Origin of the sequence: Salinigranum sp., from assembly GCF_041641895.1 — an archaeon.
GTDB lineage: Archaea > Halobacteriota > Halobacteria > Halobacteriales > Haloferacaceae > Salinigranum.
This window is the reverse complement of the sequence record NZ_JBEPXO010000035.1, coordinates 16,866-36,129: the sequence shown is the minus strand read 5'-3', so window position 1 is coordinate 36,129 and position 19,264 is coordinate 16,866. Positions and strand designations below refer to the sequence as shown.

The 19,264-nt window shown below is 69.1% G+C and carries 19 protein-coding genes and 1 tRNA gene; 7 read left to right on the top strand and 13 right to left on the bottom strand.

Annotation, left to right across the window (positions count from 1 at the left end; translation table 11 throughout):
• The coding region (locus ACESK5_RS09500; protein ID WP_372911323.1) for a hypothetical protein at nt 1–714 on the top strand (714 nt) is incomplete at its 5' end.
• Between the two features lie 281 nt (nt 715–995).
• Here ACESK5_RS09500 and ACESK5_RS09495 read toward each other — a convergent pair.
• From ACESK5_RS09495 to ACESK5_RS09460, 8 genes are all read right to left on the bottom strand, one after another.
• Nucleotides 996–1,079 (bottom strand) — tRNA-Ser (locus ACESK5_RS09495).
• A 49-nt stretch (nt 1,080–1,128) separates the two neighbouring features.
• Nucleotides 1,129–1,344, bottom strand: a complete 216-nt coding sequence (locus ACESK5_RS09490; protein WP_372911322.1) for a hypothetical protein — start codon at nt 1,342–1,344, stop codon at nt 1,129–1,131.
• Nucleotides 1,341–1,745: a hypothetical protein gene (locus ACESK5_RS09485; RefSeq protein WP_372911321.1), complete on the bottom strand. Its 405-nt coding sequence runs from the start codon at nt 1,743–1,745 to the stop codon at nt 1,341–1,343. The genes ACESK5_RS09490 and ACESK5_RS09485 overlap by 4 nt, the downstream gene beginning before the upstream one ends.
• 60 nt (nt 1,746–1,805) lie before the next feature.
• Nucleotides 1,806–2,255, bottom strand: a complete 450-nt coding sequence (locus ACESK5_RS09480) for a hypothetical protein (RefSeq protein ID WP_372911320.1) — start codon at nt 2,253–2,255, stop codon at nt 1,806–1,808.
• Nucleotides 2,256–2,353: 98 nt separating this feature from the next.
• Nucleotides 2,354–3,067: a hypothetical protein gene (locus ACESK5_RS09475; RefSeq protein WP_372911319.1), complete on the bottom strand. Its 714-nt coding sequence runs from the start codon at nt 3,065–3,067 to the stop codon at nt 2,354–2,356.
• 78 nt (nt 3,068–3,145) lie between these two features.
• Nucleotides 3,146–3,874 (bottom strand): hypothetical protein, encoded by a 729-nt coding sequence (locus tag ACESK5_RS09470; RefSeq protein WP_372911318.1) that lies wholly within the window; start codon nt 3,872–3,874, stop codon nt 3,146–3,148.
• A 4-nt stretch (nt 3,875–3,878) separates the two neighbouring features.
• Nucleotides 3,879–4,262: a hypothetical protein gene (locus ACESK5_RS09465; protein WP_372911317.1), complete on the bottom strand. Its 384-nt coding sequence runs from the start codon at nt 4,260–4,262 to the stop codon at nt 3,879–3,881.
• Nucleotides 4,263–4,457: 195 nt separating this feature from the next.
• Entirely contained in the window at nt 4,458–5,378 is a 921-nt protein-coding gene (locus tag ACESK5_RS09460; RefSeq protein ID WP_372911316.1) for an acyltransferase, read from the bottom strand.
• 120 nt (nt 5,379–5,498) lie between these two features.
• Here ACESK5_RS09460 and ACESK5_RS09455 point away from each other — a divergent pair, with 120 nt between their 5' ends.
• The gene (locus ACESK5_RS09455; protein WP_372911315.1) at nt 5,499–6,806 is read left to right on the top strand and encodes a glycoside hydrolase family 68 protein; all 1,308 of its coding nucleotides are present in this window, start codon (nt 5,499–5,501) and stop codon (nt 6,804–6,806) included.
• A gap of 56 nt (nt 6,807–6,862) precedes the next feature.
• Here the strand turns inward: ACESK5_RS09455 and ACESK5_RS09450 are convergent, their stop codons facing one another.
• A complete protein-coding gene (locus ACESK5_RS09450; RefSeq protein WP_372911314.1) occupies nt 6,863–9,055 on the bottom strand; it encodes a GH32 C-terminal domain-containing protein in 2,193 nt (730 codons plus the stop codon).
• 156 nt (nt 9,056–9,211) lie between these two features.
• Here ACESK5_RS09450 and ACESK5_RS09445 point away from each other — a divergent pair, with 156 nt between their 5' ends.
• From ACESK5_RS09445 to ACESK5_RS09430, 4 genes are all read left to right on the top strand, one after another.
• Nucleotides 9,212–9,466, top strand: a complete 255-nt coding sequence (locus tag ACESK5_RS09445) for a hypothetical protein (RefSeq protein ID WP_372911313.1) — start codon at nt 9,212–9,214, stop codon at nt 9,464–9,466.
• A 169-nt stretch (nt 9,467–9,635) separates the two neighbouring features.
• Nucleotides 9,636–10,688, top strand: coding sequence for an aldo/keto reductase (locus tag ACESK5_RS09440; RefSeq protein ID WP_372911312.1), 1,053 nt, complete (start codon nt 9,636–9,638; stop codon nt 10,686–10,688).
• Nucleotides 10,689–10,690: 2 nt separating this feature from the next.
• Nucleotides 10,691–10,909 (top strand): hypothetical protein, encoded by a 219-nt coding sequence (locus tag ACESK5_RS09435; protein WP_372911311.1) that lies wholly within the window; start codon nt 10,691–10,693, stop codon nt 10,907–10,909.
• A gap of 137 nt (nt 10,910–11,046) precedes the next feature.
• Complete coding sequence (locus ACESK5_RS09430) at nt 11,047–12,405, top strand: LVIVD repeat-containing protein (protein WP_372911310.1); 1,359 nt, start codon at nt 11,047–11,049, stop codon at nt 12,403–12,405.
• A gap of 30 nt (nt 12,406–12,435) precedes the next feature.
• Here the strand turns inward: ACESK5_RS09430 and ACESK5_RS09425 are convergent, their stop codons facing one another.
• The gene (locus ACESK5_RS09425; RefSeq protein WP_372911309.1) at nt 12,436–14,376 is read right to left on the bottom strand and encodes an ATP-binding protein; all 1,941 of its coding nucleotides are present in this window, start codon (nt 14,374–14,376) and stop codon (nt 12,436–12,438) included.
• Between the two features lie 69 nt (nt 14,377–14,445).
• A complete protein-coding gene (locus ACESK5_RS09420) occupies nt 14,446–15,969 on the bottom strand; it encodes a heme-binding protein (RefSeq protein ID WP_372911308.1) in 1,524 nt (507 codons plus the stop codon).
• A 451-nt stretch (nt 15,970–16,420) separates the two neighbouring features.
• On the opposite strand from ACESK5_RS09420, the gene ACESK5_RS09415 reads away from it, so the two are divergent.
• Nucleotides 16,421–17,533, top strand: coding sequence for an NAD(P)-dependent alcohol dehydrogenase (locus tag ACESK5_RS09415; RefSeq protein ID WP_372911307.1), 1,113 nt, complete (start codon nt 16,421–16,423; stop codon nt 17,531–17,533).
• A 17-nt stretch (nt 17,534–17,550) separates the two neighbouring features.
• Here the strand turns inward: ACESK5_RS09415 and ACESK5_RS09410 are convergent, their stop codons facing one another.
• Nucleotides 17,551–18,351 carry an enoyl-CoA hydratase/isomerase family protein gene (locus ACESK5_RS09410; protein ID WP_372911306.1) on the bottom strand — a complete coding sequence of 267 codons (801 nt, stop codon included), beginning with the start codon at nt 18,349–18,351 and terminating at the stop codon, nt 17,551–17,553.
• Nucleotides 18,348–19,235 (bottom strand): 3-hydroxyacyl-CoA dehydrogenase family protein, encoded by an 888-nt coding sequence (locus ACESK5_RS09405; protein WP_372911305.1) that lies wholly within the window; start codon nt 19,233–19,235, stop codon nt 18,348–18,350. The genes ACESK5_RS09410 and ACESK5_RS09405 overlap by 4 nt, the downstream gene beginning before the upstream one ends.
• Nucleotides 19,236–19,264: the final 29 nt, after the last annotated feature.

Sequence of the window (19,264 nt, the reverse complement as noted above, 5' to 3'; positions counted from 1 at the left end):
GAGTCGCTCGACCCCGACAGTGAGACCGACGACGACGTCGCGGACGAGTTCGACGACCTCTCTCGGGAGGCGAACGACCTCGTCTCCCAGGCCGAACCCGTCGAGTTACTCGACGCGGTCGGTGCGACGGACGTCTCGGAGGACGACCCACCGGAGACGCTCTCGAACGCGCTCGCACAGAGCGACCCGGACACGGTCGTCGCGCTCAGGAAACTGCTCGTCCTCTCGCGGATGGACGAGGAGACGGATGACAGCACGGCCACTGAACAGCTCGAAACGCTCCGCGAACTGTACGACGAGACCGACGACGGTGCCGGAGGAGACGACGACGTCGAACGCGGAGACGACGACGCGCCCGACGAGCGGGCCGACACGGCGGACGGCGGCGACCAGGGGAGTGACGCCGAGGACGACGGGGACGACGAGGACGGGGTCGCCGAACAGCTCCGTGAGACACTTCTCGGTGGCGTCGACGAGTTCCGGGACGGGGTTCGGGACGTCCGAGCGGACCTCGAAGGGCGCGACGAGGAGGACGAGGAGAGCGAGGCGGGCGACGAGGACGCGGACGAGACAGACGGTTCGGGCGACGCGGACGACCAGTCGAAGGGCTCGGGGAGCGACGGGACGATGCTCTCGACGCTCCCCTCGCGCGACCGGAGCGACCTGCGGCGGCCGACCCGGTTCTCGACGGTCCGCGGGAACAACAAAGACTGACCGGAGCCGGTTGCTCTGCGCGATTCGACGGGGTCGAATCGTCAGCCGTCTCCAAGACAGGCGCTCGCAGGAGGTGCGGAGCTGAAACTCCGCACTTCGTCACTCACTTCAGAACGCGGTGGGACTGGGATTTGAACCGGAGTCGGACGGTCCTGCTCGCCTCGCTCCCGCTCGGCTTCACAGGCTGCGACCGACAGGGCTCAAATCCAGCATCTCCGGCGACAGGCGCTCACAGGAGGTTCGGAGACGGCGCTCCGCACCTCGTCACTCACTTCAGAACGCGGTGGGACTGGGATTTGAACCCAGGAGGCCGTAAGGCCACCTGCTTTCAAGGCAGGCGCGTTAGTCCACTCCGCCATCCCACCTCACGCGAGGGTAGTCGAGGGGGCGTCTAATGACTGTCGGTTCCGCACCTCACCGGAGGCCGAACAACAGCGTCCCGCCCATGGCGAGGAACGCGAGGCCGAGGAGGACGGCCGCCGCCGCGACGCCGGGTCCGACGCCGGCGAGCGTACCAGCGCCGAGCGTGAGACTCGCCGCGACGACGCCGACGACGATGGCGACGAGTCCGACGACGGTGAGGACAGCCCCGACGGCGAGGCCGGCACCGGTCGCAGACCCACCGCTCACGGCGCTCTCCCACTCCCTTCGTCGTGCTCGCGCTCGTCCTCGGCATCGGCATCGGCATCGTCGGTTCGCGCCAGAATCGTCGTCGCGAGCGCCACGGCGTCGTCGACACGTCTCGCGGCCACGTCGTTGTCGAGGTCACCGGCGTTCGTCAGCAACCGGTGGACGTGACCGACCCGCTCGTGGATCACGCGCTCGTCGACCGTCCCGCGAGTGAGGTCCGCCGCGACTGCGTGTGCCTCTCCGAGCCAGACGCTCGCCGACGGGGTCACCGGCACCTCCTCCGTCTCCTGGAGCGTCGACGCGAGCGCCGCGACCAGGTCGTCGAGCGACCGGTCGTCGTCGGGGTCGGTGTCGCCGAGGTCGGGGTCGGAGTCTGAGTCGGAGCGTCGCCGTCGCGTCATCGTCGAGTCACCGGCCGAACTACTCCGGCGAGCCACAGGAAGCTGTCGGTGCGAGAGCCGTCAGTCGGCGGGTTGCGGCGTCGACGTCCGGCACTGCCGGGGAGCCTGCTCGTACCAGACGCCGATGCTCCCCTGTTCGTTCACGCGCGCCTCGACGCCGTAGCAGTCGCCCTCGCGGCCCGCGAGGTCGAACACCTTCCACCGTCGCTGGTCGTCGACGCGGACGCGGACGACGAACTCGGCCTGTTCGTCCGCCCACGTCTGTTCGATCGGCTGGGTCGTGATGTCGCCGTCGCGTGCCGCGAGGTCGTGCGACGACCAGTGGACCAGGTCGCCGTCCCGTTCGACGAGGACGTGGACCGTGTGTGCGCTCTCGTGCCAGTTCGCGACCCGGACGTACGCGAGCCGCGACGTGGACGACCCCGCGGCGGTCGAACAGCCCGCGAGCGCGGTGGCGCCCGCGGCCCCCAGCCCCGCGAGCAGACGGCGGCGGCTCACTCGCTCTGTCATACGTTTCACTCCGGGTCCGACGAGATAAGTCTACGTCAGACAAATTCACAATCACTGTCACGACCCGGTCGCCGTTCGACGACGCGGTGAGGCCGGCGTCACGCCTTCGCGACGGTGAAGCCCTCTGCAGTCAGGGCCGCCTCGACTGCCGTCGTCAGGCGCGTGCGAAGGGCGGCGTCGAGTCCGCCGACGGAGACGTCCTCCTCCCACAGCGTCACCGAGTCGGGGTCCCCCGGGTCGGTGTACCGGTACCGCAGGCCGTACGTCTCGCCGTTGTTGCCGTGGGCGACGACCGTCAGGTAGGGAGGCCCACGATAGACCACGCCAGCGGTGTCGGCGTCTGCGTCGGTGTCGGCGTCTGCGTCTGCGTCGTACGTCTCCCAGCTACCGACCGGGTGGACGACGACCCGCGCGAAGTCCGAGAGGTTCGTCGCGTAGTTGCCGACGACGAGTCCGCGCTCGACGCGCTGGCGGTCGAACTCGCGCCGGTCGCCGGTCCTGACGTGCTCGCCGACGACCAGGTCGGGAGTAATCTCGGTGACCTCCCACTCGTCGATGCGCGGCGACGAGACGTCCGCGTCGGCGTCCTTGAGTCGGTCGCCGACGTCGACGCCGAAGTACCGCGGGTGGGTCGGTCGCCACTCGACGGAGACGCGGTCCGGACGACGAGCGACGAGCGTCTCGTGTCCCTGTACCGTCCAGCGGTCGACGCTGAACGTTCCGTCCGGGTCCGTGGCGTCCCCGGTATCGTTCGAAGCCGAGGTGGACCGGTGGCGTTCGTCGCCGGGCGTGTCGCTCGTCGGTCGTGCCATGCGGGAGACACGCTCGGGGACGGCTTAACGGTTCGCGGACGTCCACGAGGCCACGACAGTCTCGGCGACGAGAAGCCGTCACGAACGGTGTGCCGCGACGCGCGCTCGGAGTCGAGCGGTCGCGTCGGCGTCGAACCACAGCCGTCGCCGCCACCACGGTCCCTTCCCGGAGTCGTTCGACAACTCGGTCACGACGTCGTTCGCGTCCGTACCGCCCGTCGGTGCCGACAGCGGAACCGCCCGGTCGTAGAGGGTCGAGTCGTCGGTCCCGGCGACCAGCACCTTCGCGTCGAAGGGGTCCCGGCGGACGTGGGCGTTGGTCTCGAACCGTTCCCGGTCGTCCGGCGCGAGCGCCTCGTACCCCTCGCCCGTCACCACCTGTTCGACCCGGAACTCGCCGATGAGGTACGCTCCCCAGTCGGGGAGGACCCAGTCGACGGCGTCGTCCGGGTCGCCGTGGAGGGCGAGCGTGGCGTAGAAGTAGAGCCAGTCGCCGGGGGCGAGTCGCGACAGGGGTCCGGCCTTGACCCCGTGTTCGTCGCCGTAGGTGTAGGCCGAACAGAGCGGATACTCGGCGAAGGCGGGGTCCAGGTGGACGGGGAGGTCGTGGAACCGCTCCGGAATCTCGAACGCGAGGTGCGGGTTGAGGTCGGCGTACGTCGGCACCGCCTCACGCGTCGGTTCCCGTTCGGGAATCGGGAGGTACTCGAACCGGCCGTCGGGGTAGACCGGACCGCGAACCCCCGGGAGGGTGGTGTTCGCGCCGACGTTGATAGCGATGGCCCGCGGCCTGTCGGTCGCAGTCACGGGCTCACAGCTCTCGCGCGCAGTTCCAACAGCGGGTGAACGTCGCGTCCACCTCGTTCACGGCGCCACAGTGCCGACAGGGCCGACCCTCCGTCTCGGTCTGCTGGGGCCGGGACTGGGGGTCGGTGGACGCGCGAGCGCGCTCCGTCGGCCAGGCGTCGAGTCCGCGTGACGACGGGCGGTCGCGCCCGGCCGTGCCGTCGTCGTCGCCCGACGACTGGGGCGACCCGTCCATCCACGAGGCCTCCCGGTCCCCGTCGCCGTCGCCGAACGGCGTCCCCACCCGACGCGTCAGCGACCCCCCGCCGTTCATCAGGTAGCGGTAGACGAGCAGCTGGAGGAGCGTCAGCCCGACCGCGTAGACGGCAATCCAACCCCAGACGTCCATCAGTGTGGTATACGGTGCCAAGCCCCTTTGATTCTTCGGAACTGGGGGCGGAAGCGAAGCGACGGCCGCGGCTCACGGAGCCCTCGTTGAGGAGCGGGACGAAGCGCGACCGGACGCACGTCTCAGACACGACGGAACGAGACGGGGCAAGACACGGCTGGACGTACGATGCCACCGGCGGGCGGAGACCGGAGTCTACTGTGAGTTCTGTGCGGACTTCGACGGCGGCGTGACGTCGCGCTCGAACTCGTCGAAGACGTCGAGGTCGTCCGGGAGGTCGTAGTCGATTCGACGCTCGGCCTTGTGGTTCTCGCCGCCGGCCTCCAGCGGTTCGGCGACGTCCTCCCAGCCGGGCTTGATCTTCACACTCTTCGCCGGCGACCCGACGGCGATGTGGTGGTCGGGGACGTCGCCACGGACGATGGACTTCGCGCCGACGACGCTGTTCTTCCCCACCCGGGCGCCGGCGGTGACCATCGCGTCGTACGTCACGCGGGCGTCGTCGTCGACGATAGTGTGGAAGTTCTCGACGGCCGTCTGGTCGACGATGTCGTGGTCGTGGCTGTAGAGGTGGGCGCTGTCGGAGATGGAGACGCGGTCGCCGATGGTCAGCCTCCCGCGGTCGTCGAGGTGGACGTCGTCGTGGATGACCGTGTTGTCGCCGACGGAGATGTTGTGGCCGTAGGTGAAGCTGATGCCCTTGAAGAATCGGCAGTTCTCCCCGACGCTCTCGAAGAGGTGTTCGGCGAGCATCGACCGGAAGCGCAGGGCGAAGGCGACGTTGTCAGCCATCGGGGTGGCGTCGAACTGCCGCCAGAGCCACTGGAGGTACTTCGACTTCTCGAACGCCTGCTCGTCCTTCTCGGCGTAGTACTCCGACTCGAGCGTCGCGTTGCACGGGTCGTACCCCTGCAGTCGGACGCGCGTCGCCGCCGACACCGGCTTGCCCGACTGCCACCGCTCGTACGCCTCGCGGTCGCCGAAGAGGTCGACGAGGACGTCCTGAACCACTGCACAGATGTCCTCGTCGGAGGAGAGTCGCTGGTCGACTTCGGTGATGAAAGCGTCGACTCCTTCTTCGGCCTCGGGGGGAAGAGACACGTGGCGCTTTGTCATTAGCCGTCATTAGCCGTCAGCCATGAAATGGATTTGGATGTGCGAAGGCCGTGTCAGAGCGGGGTCGCGGGCCGACCGAAGTAGTGACCTATTTTCGTTCGCGTCGTCGACGCTGTACCGATGAGCCTCCCTGCGGATGACCGCGAACCGTCCCGGTGGACGCGCGACCACGTCCGTCGACTCGAACGAACCGACGAGAACACCGCACCGATCATCTACCCGCCGACGGAGAAGACCGACCCCGACAACCACATCTGGGACACGTGGCTGCTCCGAACCCCCGAGGGCGACGTCGCGGAAGTGGACGGCTATCGCGTCGTCGTCGCCCTGACGGCACCGAGCGACCTCCTCCCCGGGAAACGTCACGACGTCGCCACCCACCGCTTCTACTACTCTGCAGACGGACAGAACTGGACCCCCGGTGGCGACGCCTTCGGGGCGAGCGGGCCACTGGGCTCTCGACAGTGGGCCGGGTCTGCCACGTACGACCCCGAAACGGGCAACGTGAGGCTGTACTACACCGCGGCGGGGGTCCGCGACGAGGCGGAACTCTCCTACACACAGCACCTCGCCGTCGCCCACGGCGGTTCGATTCGCGTCGACGACGGCGTCCACTTCGACGGGCCGTGGCACCACGAGTCGCTCGCCCACCCTGACGGCACCTGGTACGAACGCGAAGAGCAGTCCCGGGGGATGATATACACCTTCCGCGACCCGTGGTACTTCGAGGACCCCGAGACGGGCGAGGCGTACGTGCTGTTCGAGGCCAACACCCCCGTCCTCGAGGGGTCGGACGCCTGCGGCGGCGACCCGGCCCAGCAGGAGTTCAACGGCTCCGTCGGCATCGCCCGCGCCTCCCGGGAAGACCCGACCGAGTGCGAACTCCTGCCGCCGCTGCTCGACGCCGTCCGTGTCAACCAGGAACTCGAACGGCCACACGTCGTCTACCGGGAGGGGACGTACTACCTGTTCGTCGCCAGCCACAGACACACGTTCGCGCCGGGACTCGACGGGTACGACGCGCTGTACGGCTTCGCCGCCGACTCGCTGTTCGGCGAGTACGAGCCGTTGAACGGGTCGGGCCTCGTCGCGACCAACCCCTCGAACGCCCCGTTCCAGGCGTACTCGTGGCTCGCCTACGGCCACCGGGACGAGATACTCGTCACCTCCTTCTTCAACTACTACGACTACGACCGCCCCAGCCTCGACGACGTCGCGCACCTGAGCGAGGCGGAGCAGTTCCGGCGCTTCGGTGGGACGCTCGCGCCCACGCTCAGACTCGGCGTCGACGGGCGGCGCACGTGGATTCGCGGGACGCTCGACCACGGCCACCTGCCGACGGACGGTGAGACGCTCCCCGAGACGGAGGACGAGCGCGTCGCCCGCCGCCGCGAGGGAGGAGACGCTCGCGGCGGCGACGGCTACTGACGCGACGGGCGCAGGGAGGAGCGGCCAGGGCCGCGGGAGCGGGCGACCCGCCGCCGTCAGAACGCCGCGTCGAGTTCCCAGGCGTCGACGTCGACCGAGACGGTCCCGTCGCGGGCGACGAGCGAGACGCCCTCGGCGTCCCGACGGGTGGGGTAGACCCGCGAGGTGAGACACCGCGACTCGTCGGCGAACAGTTCGACGACGGAGCCGTCGACGAACGCTCGCAGGGAGAGTTCGTCCCCGGGCCGTGACCCGCCGTCGGTGGCGTGGGCGTGTTCGTCGACGGCGTCGTCGGTCGCGCGGGCGAGCGGCAGTCGCTGTTCGCCCTCCTCTGCGCCGTGACCGTGGCTGCTCTGTGAGCGGTCGACGACGAGTTCGTCACCGTCCCACCGGACGACGGTGCGTTCGGTGCGGGCCGGCGACTCGAACAGCACCAGTTCGAGCGTCGCCCCCGGCGTCCTGCGCAGGGTCAGGTCGAGTTCGTACGCGTTACCCGAGAGCGGGAGCGTCGTCCGCTCGTCCGGCGAGAGTTCCCGTGTCTCTGACACCCCCTCGCCACGGAGCGACTCGAGTTCGGGGGCGGGGCGCTGTCGGAGGCGGTCGTCCCCGTCGAGGTCGACGACGCGCGGCAGCGTCATGAGCCCCGACCAGCCGGCCGCCCACTGGGGTTCGACCCCGCGCGCCTCGGGCACCCACGCCCACATGAGCCGCCGGCCCGTCTCGTCGGTCATCGTCTGTGGCGCGTAGAAGTCGCCGTAGTCGAGTCGCCCCTCGGACTCGACCGTGAACGCCGGCGTCGAGAGGTCCGCCTCGCCGACGAAGTACTGGACGCTCGCGTAGTTGGAGACGTGCAGGAGCTGTTTCTCGCCGAAGTCGAGGAGTTCGGGACACTCCCACACCGGGCCGGCCCCCTCCCAGTCACCCGTCAGGAGCGGGCCGACGTACTCCCACTCGTCGAGTCGGGTCCCCCGGTAGAGGAGCGCGGTCCCGCCGACGTCCGTCACGCCGGAGCCGATGAGGTGGTACCACGTCTCCCCGTCGCGCCAGACGCAGTGGTCGCGGAACTCCGCCTCCCAGTGCTCGGTGGCGAGGACAGGGAGGTCGTCCGGGACCGTCTCGATGACGGGGTTGTCGTCGTGTTTCTCCCACTCGGTGAGGTCGTCCGTGGCGGCCGTCGCCAGGCACGGGAGCTGTCGTCTGTCGCGCCCGCCCGTGTACAGCAGCGTCGGCGTCCCGTCGTCGTCGACGGCACACCCCGACCAGCAGCCGTCCCGGTCGGGACCAGCGGGGTCGGGCGTCAGGGCGACGGGGCGGTCCGTCCAGTGGACGAGGTCCTCGCTCGTCGCGTGCCCCCAGTGGATCGTCCCGTGGGCGGGGCCGGCGGGGTTGTACTGGTAGTAGAGGTGGTAGACGCCGTCGTGGTGGACGAGGCCGTTCGGGTCGTTCAGCCAGTTCGCCGGCGGGGCGAAGTGGTAGCGCGGGCGGTGGTGGTCGTCCGCGAGCGCCGCCCGGAGTCGCTCGAACCCCTCGCCGGTGGTGGGGCGGTCGGTGAAGTCCGGGCACCGGCCGCTCCCGAGGGCGACGAGGAGGTTCTCGACGAGTCGCTCCTGTGCGGCGGCGCACTCGAAGTCGCGGGCGTTGGCGAACGAGAAGCCGACGCCGGCCCCGACCACTCGGCCGGGGCCGACCTGCCACTCGACGAGCGAGTGCTGTCCGACGAGGAGGTCCTCGCCGCGGAGGCCGGCGGCGAGGACAGTCCCCCGCGCCGGGAGGACGCGCTCGTAGCGGGCGAAGGCGGTGTCGGCGTCCGCCGCGCGGGTGTAGATGCGGCGGCCGTCGAACGTCTCGAACGCGGGGTGCTCCTGGTGGACCGTCTTCGCGAGGTAGCCCACCTGTGCGGGCGCCGTCTCGTGGCCCGTCGCGTCGGGCGGGACGGGGTCGACCCCCAGTTCGGAGACGGCCGAGAGCGCGTGCAGCGTCAGGAGGAGACCACCCCCCGCAGAGAGAGCGTCGGCGAGCGGGTCGGCACAGGCGGCGAGCGTCGACGCGCCGTCGTCGGCCCAGTCGAGCGGGCGGTCACGGTGCCACCAGCAGACGTCGTAGTCGGCGAGGCGCACGTCGCCGCCGGCGACAGCCGCGAGGTCGAGATGGTCGACGGCGGTACCCCCGATGGAGTCGTACGCCGCCTCCTGCTCCGACGTTCGCTCCCCGAGCGAGAGGGTCGCGACGCGGAGTCCGGACAGGTTCATAGCCCGTCTCCGTCGGGCGGGTGGAAAAACGCTTGCCTCGAACGGCCGCGACGGCGACGCAGGTGGTGGGACGCACGCCGGCGCTGGCGGCGTCCGCGCGCACGCGACGTGAACCGGCGTTCGCGGGTTTTTGTCCGTGCGCCCCCGAGAGAGGGTGTGGTCAGTTCGAGCACCGTCACCGCGCTCGCCGGACTCGTCGCCAGCCTCCTCCTGAGCGTCGTCCTCTGGTGGCAGTTCGACACGCTCGCGTTCTTCCTGTTCGTGCCGTTCGTCCCGTTCCTGCTCCGTGGCCGAGGAGGAGGCGAGGAGCGGTCGGTTCGGGCGTGCCCCACCTGTGGGTTCGAGACGACGAACGACAGCTACGACTACTGCCCGCGCGACGGGGCACGGCTGACGGAGCGGCGTCGGTGACGTGCCGCCGAGTCCGAGTGACGGGGCCGGACCGTCGGGCGGTGACAGAACGAGGTCGGTCCACGGCGCGAGCGGCGGTGGGCTCTGTGGCGGCGCGGAGAGCCGACCCACGGCCCGTCTGGAGCGCGACAGCAGTCAGTATAAGTCGCCGCAACCCCGACGGAGGAGTATGAAGCACCGCGAACTCGGTGACTCAGGGGTCGAGGTGAGCGAAGTCGGCTTCGGCGCGTGGGTCGTCGGAACGGACTGGTGGGGCGACCGGACGGAGGAGCAGGCGGTCGACCTGGTCCACCACGCCCTCGACTGCGGCATCACCTACATCGACACGGGCGACGTGTACGGTCACGGCGACTCGGAGCGACTCGTCGGGCAGGCCATCGAAGGCCGCCGCGACGAGGTGACGCTCTCGACGAAAATCGGCTACGACTTCTACAACAACCCGCAGGCCGGCCACGGCGAACTCCCGAAGAAGGTGACGCCGGAGTGGATTCGGACCGCCGTCGACCGCTCGCTCGAACGGCTCGGGACGGACTACGTCGACTTCCTCCAGTTGCACAACGCGAACGTCGACGAGGTGACGCCGGACGTGGTAGAGACGCTCGAAGAACTCCGCGAGGAAGGCACGGTCGAGGCGCTCGGCTGGGCGCTCGGCCCCTCCATCGGCTGGCTCGCCGAGGGTGACCGGGCGGTCGAACTCGACTTCGACGCGGTCCAGACGGTGTTCAACGTCTTCGAGCAGACGCCCGGGCGGCACTTCGTCGAGACCATCCGCGAGAACGACGCCGACACCTCCGTGGTGGCGCGCGTCCCGCACTCCTCGGGCCTGTTGAACGAGCAGGTGACGCCCGACACCGAACTGGGCAAGGGCGACCACCGCGCCCACCGCCCCTCGGAGTGGTACGAGACGGGCTGGGAGAAGCTCGAGTCGCTGCGCTTCCTCGAACGTGACGGGGAGCGGACGATGGCGCAGGCCTCCATCCAGTGGCTCCTCGCCCACGACGAGGTGGCCGCCGTCACGCCGACGTTCCGCACGCCGGAGGACGTCACCGCGTGGTCGCAGGCCCAGGAGACGCCACCGCTGTCCGACGAGGAGTTCGAGCGGGTCGAAGCGCTGTACCAGACGAACTTCGGCGTCGACCGCTTCGACGGGATGGACTCGCTCCGCTCCTCCGTGGGAGGCGCGGACCTCGAGGGCGTCGACGAACAGGCCGCGGGGGACTGACCATGTCGAAGACGAAACTCCTGAAGCTCACGGTCGCCGTCCACGCCGTCCTCGCGACGTTCGTCGCCGTCGACGCGCGCAAGCGGGGTCGCTGTGTCGGCAAGTGGGTCGCGGTGACCCTGCTGACCGGACTGATCGGTATCGTCCTCTACGCGCTGTCGGGCGGTGGCGACGAGGACGTCCCGCTGGACGAACTCGTCGACCAGGTCGAACTGGAGTAGCACGGGGCGAGACGCGCGGCCGTCGGTCGCTGTGCCGGCGGCTCCCGGACTGACGTGTCGAACGCGTGCACAGTCGCCGTCCGTTATACGTGTATGAAAGTTGATATCACGTGCCGGAGTAGGGGTGGACGGTCCCGATGTCCAACCTCCATCGGCGTGCCGTCCTGAAATCGCTCGGGGCGGGCGCACTGACCCTCGGTAGTATCGGTACGGCCGCTGCCGGCAACCACCACAGCAACGGCAACGGCAACAACGGACAGGGGTCGGACGACGACCTCCGCCTGTTCGCCGAACAGACCGTCGACAACTCTCACGAACTGGTCACACAGAACAAGTACGCGTACGTCGCGACGGGTGACGGCTTCGCCGTCGCCGACTGGCGGAACCCGGGGCGGCCGGAGACGGTCGCCGAGGTGACCGTCCCCGAGGAGACGCCCGACATCCTCGACGTGAAGGTCGAGGGCGACCTGCTCTGTGTGGCGTACAACCGAAGCCCCGGTGGCCTCCGATTCTACGACGTGAGCGACCCGACGAGCCCACAGCCACTGTCGCGGTACGACGCCGGGTCACACGTCCACAACGTGTTCCTCGAGGACGGGTACGCGTATCTGACGCTGGAGAGCTTCTCGAACCCGGCGTGTGGCATCGTCGACGTCACCGACCCGGAGGCGCCGACGTCGGTGGGGCAGTACACGCTCACGGACAACTTCCCCGAGTTCGGCCCCGCGCTCACCAACGTCGTCCACGACGTGTACGTCCAGGACGACTACCTCTACATGGCGTTCTGGGATGCCGGCGTCGTCGTCGCCGACGTGAGCGACAAGTCCGACCCGCAACTGGTCGCACAGTTCGGCGAGGCACCCTCTGCCGACGAGCCGGCGAACCTGTTCGACGACAGCGGTGGCCTCATCGTCGACAACTACGTCGAGTACATCAAACGGTACTACGGCTCGCCGGGCAACGCCCACTACGTTCAGCCGTCGCCGGACGGCGACCACGTGTACGTCGGCGCGGAGACGTTCCCCGGCGAGACCAGCCTCGGGGACATCGACGGCGACGGCGAGGCTGAGACGGTCGACGTCCCCGGCGTCTACGGCGGTATCGACGTGTGGGACGTCACCGACTACAGCGACCCGGAGAAGGTGGCGACCATCGAAGCACCGGACGTCCCCGGAGCGTTCCGCACGTCGCACAACTTCGACGTGACGAACAACCGGCTGTACTCCTCGTGGTACGAGGGCGGCGTCCGCGTCCACGACGTCACGGACCCGTCGAACCCCGAGGAGCGGTACGCCTACCAGGAGGACGGCATCCAGTTCTGGACGGCCGTGCGCGAACGTGGGTTCACACTCGGTGGCATCTACGGTGCCGACTCCACCACGGGCGGCTTCGTCGTGCTCCACGAGGACCGCGGCAAGAAACAGCCGCCGGGCTTCGACAGCGCCGACGCGCCCGGCGAACCGGAGATGGGGACGCCCGAACAGGCTGAACAGTAACCGGACGCGAGTCGCCTCGGCCTGCTGGACTCAGCTGTCGTCGAACCGGAACTCGAAGCGCGCACCGCCGTCTCCGCCGTCGGTCAGCCGGACATCCCAGCCGTGCGCGTCGGCGACGGCCCGCACGATAGCGAGACCGAAGCCGGTCCCCTCGGGGTCAGTCGAGTAGCCCTGCTCGAACACCTCCCCCCGGTCGCTCTCGGGGACGCCGGGGCCGTCGTCCTCGACGTAGAAGCCCGTCGGGTCGTCCGGGGCACCGAGCGCGCCGACGCGGACGGCCGGGTCGGGGCCGGCGTGCTCCGCCGCGTTCCGGAGCAGGTTCTCGACGAGTTCCCGCAGGCGGCTCCGGTCGGCGTCGACGGTCAGGCGGTCGACGACGTCGACGTCGAGCCCGTCGAACGCCTGTCTGCACGTCAGTACGAGTTCGGTCAGGTCGACGGGTTCGGTGGCGCCGAGGCCACGACCCTGGCGGGCGAGAGTGAGCAGGTCGTCGATGAGTTCCGCCATCCGGTCGTGGCTCTCGGCGACGGCGTCGAGGTGCTCGCTGTCACACTCCTCGCGGGCGAGTTCGAGTCGTCCCTGAGCGACGTTCAGCGGGTTCCGGAGGTCGTGGCTGACGACGGACGCGAACTCGTCGAGGCGGTCGTTTCGCTCTTCGAGTTCCACCTGCTGGTCACGGAAGGCCGCCTCGCGCTCGGCGCGGTCGAGCGCCGCCTCGACGTTCGCACAGAGCACGTTCGCCAGGGAGACGTCGGTCTCGTCGAAGTGGGCCGGGAGGACCGACCCCGCGAGGAAGACGCCCCGGCCACCGATCGGGACGATGAGTTCGCTCCGGAGCTGCGTCTCCGGATCCATCACGCCCGGTGCCTCGTTGACGTTGTCGTACACGTGTGTCTCTCCGGTCTCGAACGCGTCGAACGCGAGGCTCCCCCCCCGTTCGAGCGCGGGGAGTTCACCGTCGGTCCCGAGGAACGTCCGTGTCCGCTCGCTCGCGGCGACGGGGACGAGCACGTCCCTGTCGGCGTCGTACAGGTGGACGCCACAGATGTCGTGGTGGAGCACGTCGGTGGCCGTGTCGATAGCGACCGCCGCGATGTCGGTCTCCGTCTCGGCGCTCATGAGGTCCCGGGTCGCCTCGTGGAGTCGTTCGAGACGCCGCTCGCGGCGGACCCGGTCGAGCGCCGCCTCGACGTTCGTCGCCAGGAGGTCGACCAGTTCGACTGCTGCGTCGAGCGGACGGGTGGCCGCGGAGGCGGCGACGAGGAGTTCCGCGTCACCGAGCGGAGCGACGAGCAGGTCGACGGCCGGGTCGAGTCCGCACGCCTCACCTGACACGACGCGACTGGTGTCGGAGAGAAACGCCATCCAGACGGCGCCCTCTGTGGGGAGCGTGGCCGGGAGCGTCACCGTCGACCCGGTCGACGCCACGGCCGAGAGCGTGTCGGACTGGTCGAGGGCGTAGGCGGCGACGGCCTCGAACCCGAGGACGTCCGACGCCGCCTCGACGGCGACGGCGCAGACGTCGTCGCGGTCGGCCGCACGGACCAGGTCGGCCGTCGCCCGCTCAAGCACCGACCCGGTGTCGGTCCGGGCCGACGCGGGAGGAACGACGACCACGAGCGTCGCCGGGTCGCCCTGGTACTCGATGCGCGCGAAGCGGGCCGTCGTCTCGAGCGGCGACCGGTCCGCCCGGCGGACGGTCAGGCGGTGGCTGTGTTCGGCGTCCGGGGGCGGGTGCCGGCCGTCGAGAAACGTGTGAACGTCGTTGGAGCCTCCGTCGCCACCCCCGCCATCACCGTCGCTCCGCTCCCCATCGACCACGAAGACGTCGTGCGGGTCGCGGCCGACGAGGGCCTCGCCGTCGAAACCGGTGAGTGCGGCGAAGCGCGCGTTGACGTAGACGAACGCGGCGTCACGGACGACACACCGTCCCACGATGTCCTGCTCGGCGAGTGCACGATAGTCCGCCATTGGATGGCTCTTGGTCGGAGTGAATAAGAACCCGGCGTCGCCGGCTTGAACGAGCGGCGGGCGACGGGGTCAGGCGAGGAACACATGTCGCGGGCGGTCCGCGAGGACGTCGCGGCCCCACTGGACCGTCTCGCGGAAGTCCTCGGAGCGGAAGAAGCCCATCGCGTCCTCCTTCGAGCGCCACTGGCTGGAGATGAACATGTCGTTCTCGTCCTCGCGGTTGACCATCAGCGCCGTCTCGTGGTGGCCGTCCATCTCGTCGAGGAGGCCGCCGACCACGTCGAACTTCTCGACGAACTCCTCGCGGTAGTCGGGTTTCACCGTGTAGAACATCCCCATCGTGCCGAAGCCGCTCTCCTCGCCCGCGCGGGAGACGACCCCCGGGAGTTCCGAGAGGAACCCCGCGGCCGTCTCGGCGGCCGAGCCCGTCTCCCAGATGCTCACGACGGCGGTCCTGTCGACCGACGCGGCCTCGTAGACAGCGGTCTTGACGTGCGTGCCGTAGTGGTCGAAGTTCTCCCGCAGGCCGGCCACCTCCTCGAACAGGTCGTCGGGGTCGGCCTCGGAGTAGAGGACCGTCGCGTAGACGTCCTCGCCGTGCGGTTTGCCGGCGTAGATGTTCAGGTCGTCGAGTTCGCCCCGGATGTCCGCGTCGTCGGTGGTCTCGTCGGCGCTCTCCTGGTCGCCGCCGCCGTGGCCGTGGCCGTGACCGCCGCCGTGCTGGCCGTGGTCGCCGGTCGAGGGGTGGTCGGCGCCGTGGGGGTGGTCACCCGCGGCGTCGTGGGCGTGGGGATGGTCGTTTCCCTCCACGCCCGTCGGCACCGACTCGCCCGCGAGGTAGGCACCGAGGTCGTTCGGCGGGAAGCGTCGACCGACGTAGAACCGCCCGAACTCGCCGTAGCGGGCCGACACCTCGTCGAAGCGCATCTCGTAGACGATGTCCTTGATGTCCGTCGGGTCGGCACCGAAGAGCGTGACCCCCCACTCGTAGTCGTCGAACCCGACCGAGGAGGAGATGATCTGTTTGATCTTCCCCGCGTACTCCCGGCCGGTGTCGCCGTGCGTCGACATCATCTCGCGGCGCTCGGCGAACGGGAGCATGTACCAGTTGTCCTCCCCTTCGCGGCGCTTCGACATCGGGTAGAAGGAGACGTACTCGTCGTCGGGGAGATCGGGCTTCATCTTCCCTTCGATGTACCGCCTGAGGCCCTCGTCGATGTCCTCGGCGTCCCCGGTGAAGTAGTCGTCCGAGACGTAGCCCGACACTTCGGTGACGGAGACGTACGACGTCACCTGGTCGGTGAACCCGGCGAGTGCCGTCGTCTCGAACTGTCGCTCGGCGCGCGAGAGGTGGTCCAGCGAGGGGCGGAGGTGCAGGACGAGCAGGTCGGCCTTGTGCCCGAGGACGCTGAACACCGCCGAGGCCCCCTCGTCGGCGTCCTCGACGGCCTCGTGGGCCGAGAGGTAGGCGACGCCCTCCTCGACGGCGCGACTCCGCTCCCGTTCGGGCGCGTCGCGCCAGGCGTCCCAGTCGACGGTTCTGAAGTCGTGGAGCACGAACCAGCCCTCGTCAGTCGGCGGAGCTTCTGGCATGCGCGGAGGTTAGGAGGGCAACCGTATGGGGTTTGCGTGTTCCCGCGCCACACAGGCGACGGGAGGCCGGGACGCGTCGACGACCCTGACCTCGCCGACGACTCGGTTCCGCGTCACGTGGCCGCGTGACGACGGTGAGCGACTCACCAGTTCCGATATATTCGGTTGTATCAGCGTTTCACCGCTTGCAGTTCATTTCTCCACATTGACCGTCCGTAATGCGACTGTCGACGACGAAATTCAATTTCACACGCGTATTGACGAGTTGCGTCGAGTATCTCGACTCTACTACATCTCAGATTTACAAGTTATTTTGTCTAACAGGCGCTCGGCTGACGCGAAACGGAGAGGGGGAGAAACCACGACCACACCGTCGGGAGTGACCGGTCGAGCGACGCCCGGTGAGACTGTTCCGAATGTTTATGTTAGACTGCTCCGTGAAGGTCGATGCATGCAGATAGACGCAGCAGTCGTCAGAGAGGAGGGAGGGGCGTTCGAGATCGAGTCGGTCGACCTGGAGGAGCCACAGGCCGACGAGGTACTCGTCCGGGTCGTTGGTGCGGGCGTGTGCCACACGGACATGATCGTCCGCGACCAGATGTATCCGACACCGCTCCCCGCCGTTCTGGGCCACGAGGGGTCGGGCGTCGTCGAACAGGTCGGCGCGGACGTCACGGGCGTCGAACCGGGTGACAGGGTCGTGATGAGCTTCGACTTCGACCACACCTGCACGAGCTGTCGGGACGGACACCCCGCCTACTGCGAGGACTTCTTCGCGTACAACTTCGGCGGGTCGCGCCCGAAAGACGGCACGTCGCCGCTCTCGAAGGAGGGCGACGAGATCAGCGGACGGTTCTTCGGCCAGTCGTCGTTCGCGACGTACGCCATCGCCACCGAGCGCAACGTGGTCCCGGTAGACGACGACGTACCCCTCGAACTCCTGGGGCCGCTCGGCTGTGGTATCCAGACGGGCGCGGGCGGCGTCATCAACACGCTCGACCCGCAGGCGGGGTCGTCGATCGCCGTCTTCGGGGCCGGCTCCGTGGGGCTGTCGGCCGTGATGGCCGCCGGCATCAAGAGCTGTACCGAAATCGTCTCCGTCGACCTCAAGTCCAATCGACTGGAGAAGGCCGCCGATCTCGGGGCGACCCACACCGTCAACCCCGAGGAGGTCGACGACGTCGTCGAGCACGTCCAGGAGATTACGGGCGGCGGCGTCGACTACGCGCTGGAGACCACCGGCGTCCCGCAGGTGGCCGAGCAGGCGGTCGAGAGTCTCGCCCACCGCGGGACGCTCGGCGTCATCGGCGCGCCGGCGCTGGGTACGGAGGCGAGCTACGACGTGAACAACCTCATCCTCCTCGGCCGCACCATCACCGGCATCGTCGAGGGCGACTCCGACCCACAGCAGTTCATCCCGGACCTCATCGAACTGTACAGACAGGGGAAGTTCCCGTTCGACGAACTCGTCACCTACTACGACTTCGAGGACATCGAACAGGCGGTCGAGGATTCCGAGTCCGGCGACACCATCAAACCCGTCCTCCGGATGAGCGAGCCGTAAGGCGGGGACGAACCCGGCTACCGGCCTTCCCACTCGGGGTCGCGTTCTTCGAAGAACGCGTCGATGCCCTCGTTCTTGTCGTGCGACGAGAAGAGCTGGACGAACAGGTTGGCCTCGTAGTCGAGGCCGTCTTCGAGCCCGAGCCGGCTGCTCGCCCTGATGGCCTCCTTGCCCAGTTCGAGCGCCAGCGGGGACTTGTCGGCCATCGAGCGGGCGATGTCGTCGACGCGCTCGTCGAACTCCTCGTCCGTGCAGACGACGTCGACCAGGCCGAGTTCCCGCGCCTCCTCAGCCGACACCAGTTCGCCGGTGAGGATGAGCCGCATCGCCTGTCCCTCCCCGACCAGTCGGGGGAGCCGCTGGGTGCCGCCGCCGCCGGGGATGAGACCCAGGTTGATCTCAGGCTGGCCGAGTTTGGCGCGTTCGTGAGCGACGCGGACGTCGCAGGCAAGCGCGAGTTCACAGCCGCCCCCGAGGGCGTGACCGTTGAGGCGGGCGACGACCGGTTGCGGGAGGTCGGCGACTGCCTCGTACACCCGCGGCCGTCGGCTCGCCTCGCGCTGTTCGAACGTGTCGCGCTCGCGGAGTTCGGAGACGTCGGCGCCGGCGACGAACGCCTTCGCCTCGTCGGCGCCGGTGAGGACGACCACGCGAACGTCGCTGTCGGCGATACGACCGACGACGCGCTTCAACTCGGTGCGGACCTGTGCGTTCAGCGCGTTCCGCGCGTCGGGTCGGTCGATGGTCACCCGGGCGATGCCGTCGTCGAGCGCGAACCGAACGAGGTCACAGTCGTCGGCGTGTGGCTCGTCGGTCATTCGCCCCTCCCGTCGGCGTCGGCTGGGCGGACCGCCTCACCGTCTTCCCAGACGTAGAACCCCTCGCCGCTCTTCTTCCCGAGGTGTCCGGCGCGGACCTTCCGCTTGAGCACCTGCGGGGGGCGGAAGCGCTCGCCGAGTTCCTCCCGCAGGTATTCGAGAATGTCGAGACGGACGTCGAGGCCGACGACGTCCGTGAGTTCGAGCGGCCCCATCGGGTGGCGGTAGCCCAGTTCCATCGCGGCGTCGATGTCGTCGACGGAGGCGACGCCCTCCTCGACCATCCGCATGGCCTCACAGCCGAGCGCGACGCCCAGTCGGGAGGAGGCGAAGCCGGGCGTGTCGCGGACCTCGACCGCCGTCTTGTCGATGTCGTCGACGAACGACAGCGCGAACCGGCGGGTGTCGGCGTCGGTCTGGTCGGCGAGGACGACTTCGACGAGTCCCATGATGTGGACCGGGTTGAAGAAGTGGAGGCCGACGGCTCTCGTCGGGTCGTCGAGGACGCTCGCGACTTCCGTGACCGACAGCGACGAGGTGTTGGTTGCGACGACCGTCTCCGCCCCCGCGTGTTCCTCGACGTCGCGGAACGTCTCCCGCTTGAGGTCGAGGTCCTCGGGGACGGCCTCGACGACGAGCGACGCTCCCGACACCGCCGCGCCGAGGTCAGTGAACCCCTCGATGCGGTCGAACGCCGCGTCGGCCGTCTCCCGGCTGAACTTGTCGCGGTCGACCCCGCCGTCGAGGTTCGAACGGATGGCCGCCAGTCCGTCGTCCACGTACGATTCCTCGAGGTCGCGGAGTCGGACGTCGTGGCCGGCTATCGCGGCGACCTGCGCGATGCCGTGACCCATGGTCCCCGCACCGAGTACACACACTTGCATCGTCCTCTACCCACGACGCGGAGGGCATA

What these genes read in the sequence shown, in the direction of transcription:
- ACESK5_RS09480 (WP_372911320.1), bottom strand. Translation starts at nt 2,255, where the DNA reads ATGACAGAGCGAGTGAGCCGCCGCCGTCTGCTCGCGGGGCTGGGGGCC.
- ACESK5_RS09405 (WP_372911305.1), bottom strand. Translation starts at nt 19,235, where the DNA reads ATGCAAGTGTGTGTACTCGGTGCGGGGACCATGGGTCACGGCATCGCG.
- ACESK5_RS09485 (WP_372911321.1), bottom strand. Translation starts at nt 1,745, where the DNA reads ATGACGCGACGGCGACGCTCCGACTCAGACTCCGACCCCGACCTCGGC.
- ACESK5_RS09435 (WP_372911311.1), top strand. Translation starts at nt 10,691, where the DNA reads ATGTCGAAGACGAAACTCCTGAAGCTCACGGTCGCCGTCCACGCCGTC.
- ACESK5_RS09475 (WP_372911319.1), bottom strand. Translation starts at nt 3,067, where the DNA reads ATGGCACGACCGACGAGCGACACGCCCGGCGACGAACGCCACCGGTCC.
- ACESK5_RS09420 (WP_372911308.1), bottom strand. Translation starts at nt 15,969, where the DNA reads ATGCCAGAAGCTCCGCCGACTGACGAGGGCTGGTTCGTGCTCCACGAC.
- ACESK5_RS09465 (WP_372911317.1), bottom strand. Translation starts at nt 4,262, where the DNA reads ATGGACGTCTGGGGTTGGATTGCCGTCTACGCGGTCGGGCTGACGCTC.
- ACESK5_RS09450 (WP_372911314.1), bottom strand. Translation starts at nt 9,055, where the DNA reads ATGAACCTGTCCGGACTCCGCGTCGCGACCCTCTCGCTCGGGGAGCGA.
- ACESK5_RS09440 (WP_372911312.1), top strand. Translation starts at nt 9,636, where the DNA reads ATGAAGCACCGCGAACTCGGTGACTCAGGGGTCGAGGTGAGCGAAGTC.
- ACESK5_RS09460 (WP_372911316.1), bottom strand. Translation starts at nt 5,378, where the DNA reads ATGACAAAGCGCCACGTGTCTCTTCCCCCCGAGGCCGAAGAAGGAGTC.
- ACESK5_RS09415 (WP_372911307.1), top strand. Translation starts at nt 16,421, where the DNA reads ATGCAGATAGACGCAGCAGTCGTCAGAGAGGAGGGAGGGGCGTTCGAG.
- ACESK5_RS09430 (WP_372911310.1), top strand. Translation starts at nt 11,047, where the DNA reads ATGTCCAACCTCCATCGGCGTGCCGTCCTGAAATCGCTCGGGGCGGGC.
- ACESK5_RS09425 (WP_372911309.1), bottom strand. Translation starts at nt 14,376, where the DNA reads ATGGCGGACTATCGTGCACTCGCCGAGCAGGACATCGTGGGACGGTGT.
- ACESK5_RS09455 (WP_372911315.1), top strand. Translation starts at nt 5,499, where the DNA reads ATGAGCCTCCCTGCGGATGACCGCGAACCGTCCCGGTGGACGCGCGAC.
- ACESK5_RS09410 (WP_372911306.1), bottom strand. Translation starts at nt 18,351, where the DNA reads ATGACCGACGAGCCACACGCCGACGACTGTGACCTCGTTCGGTTCGCG.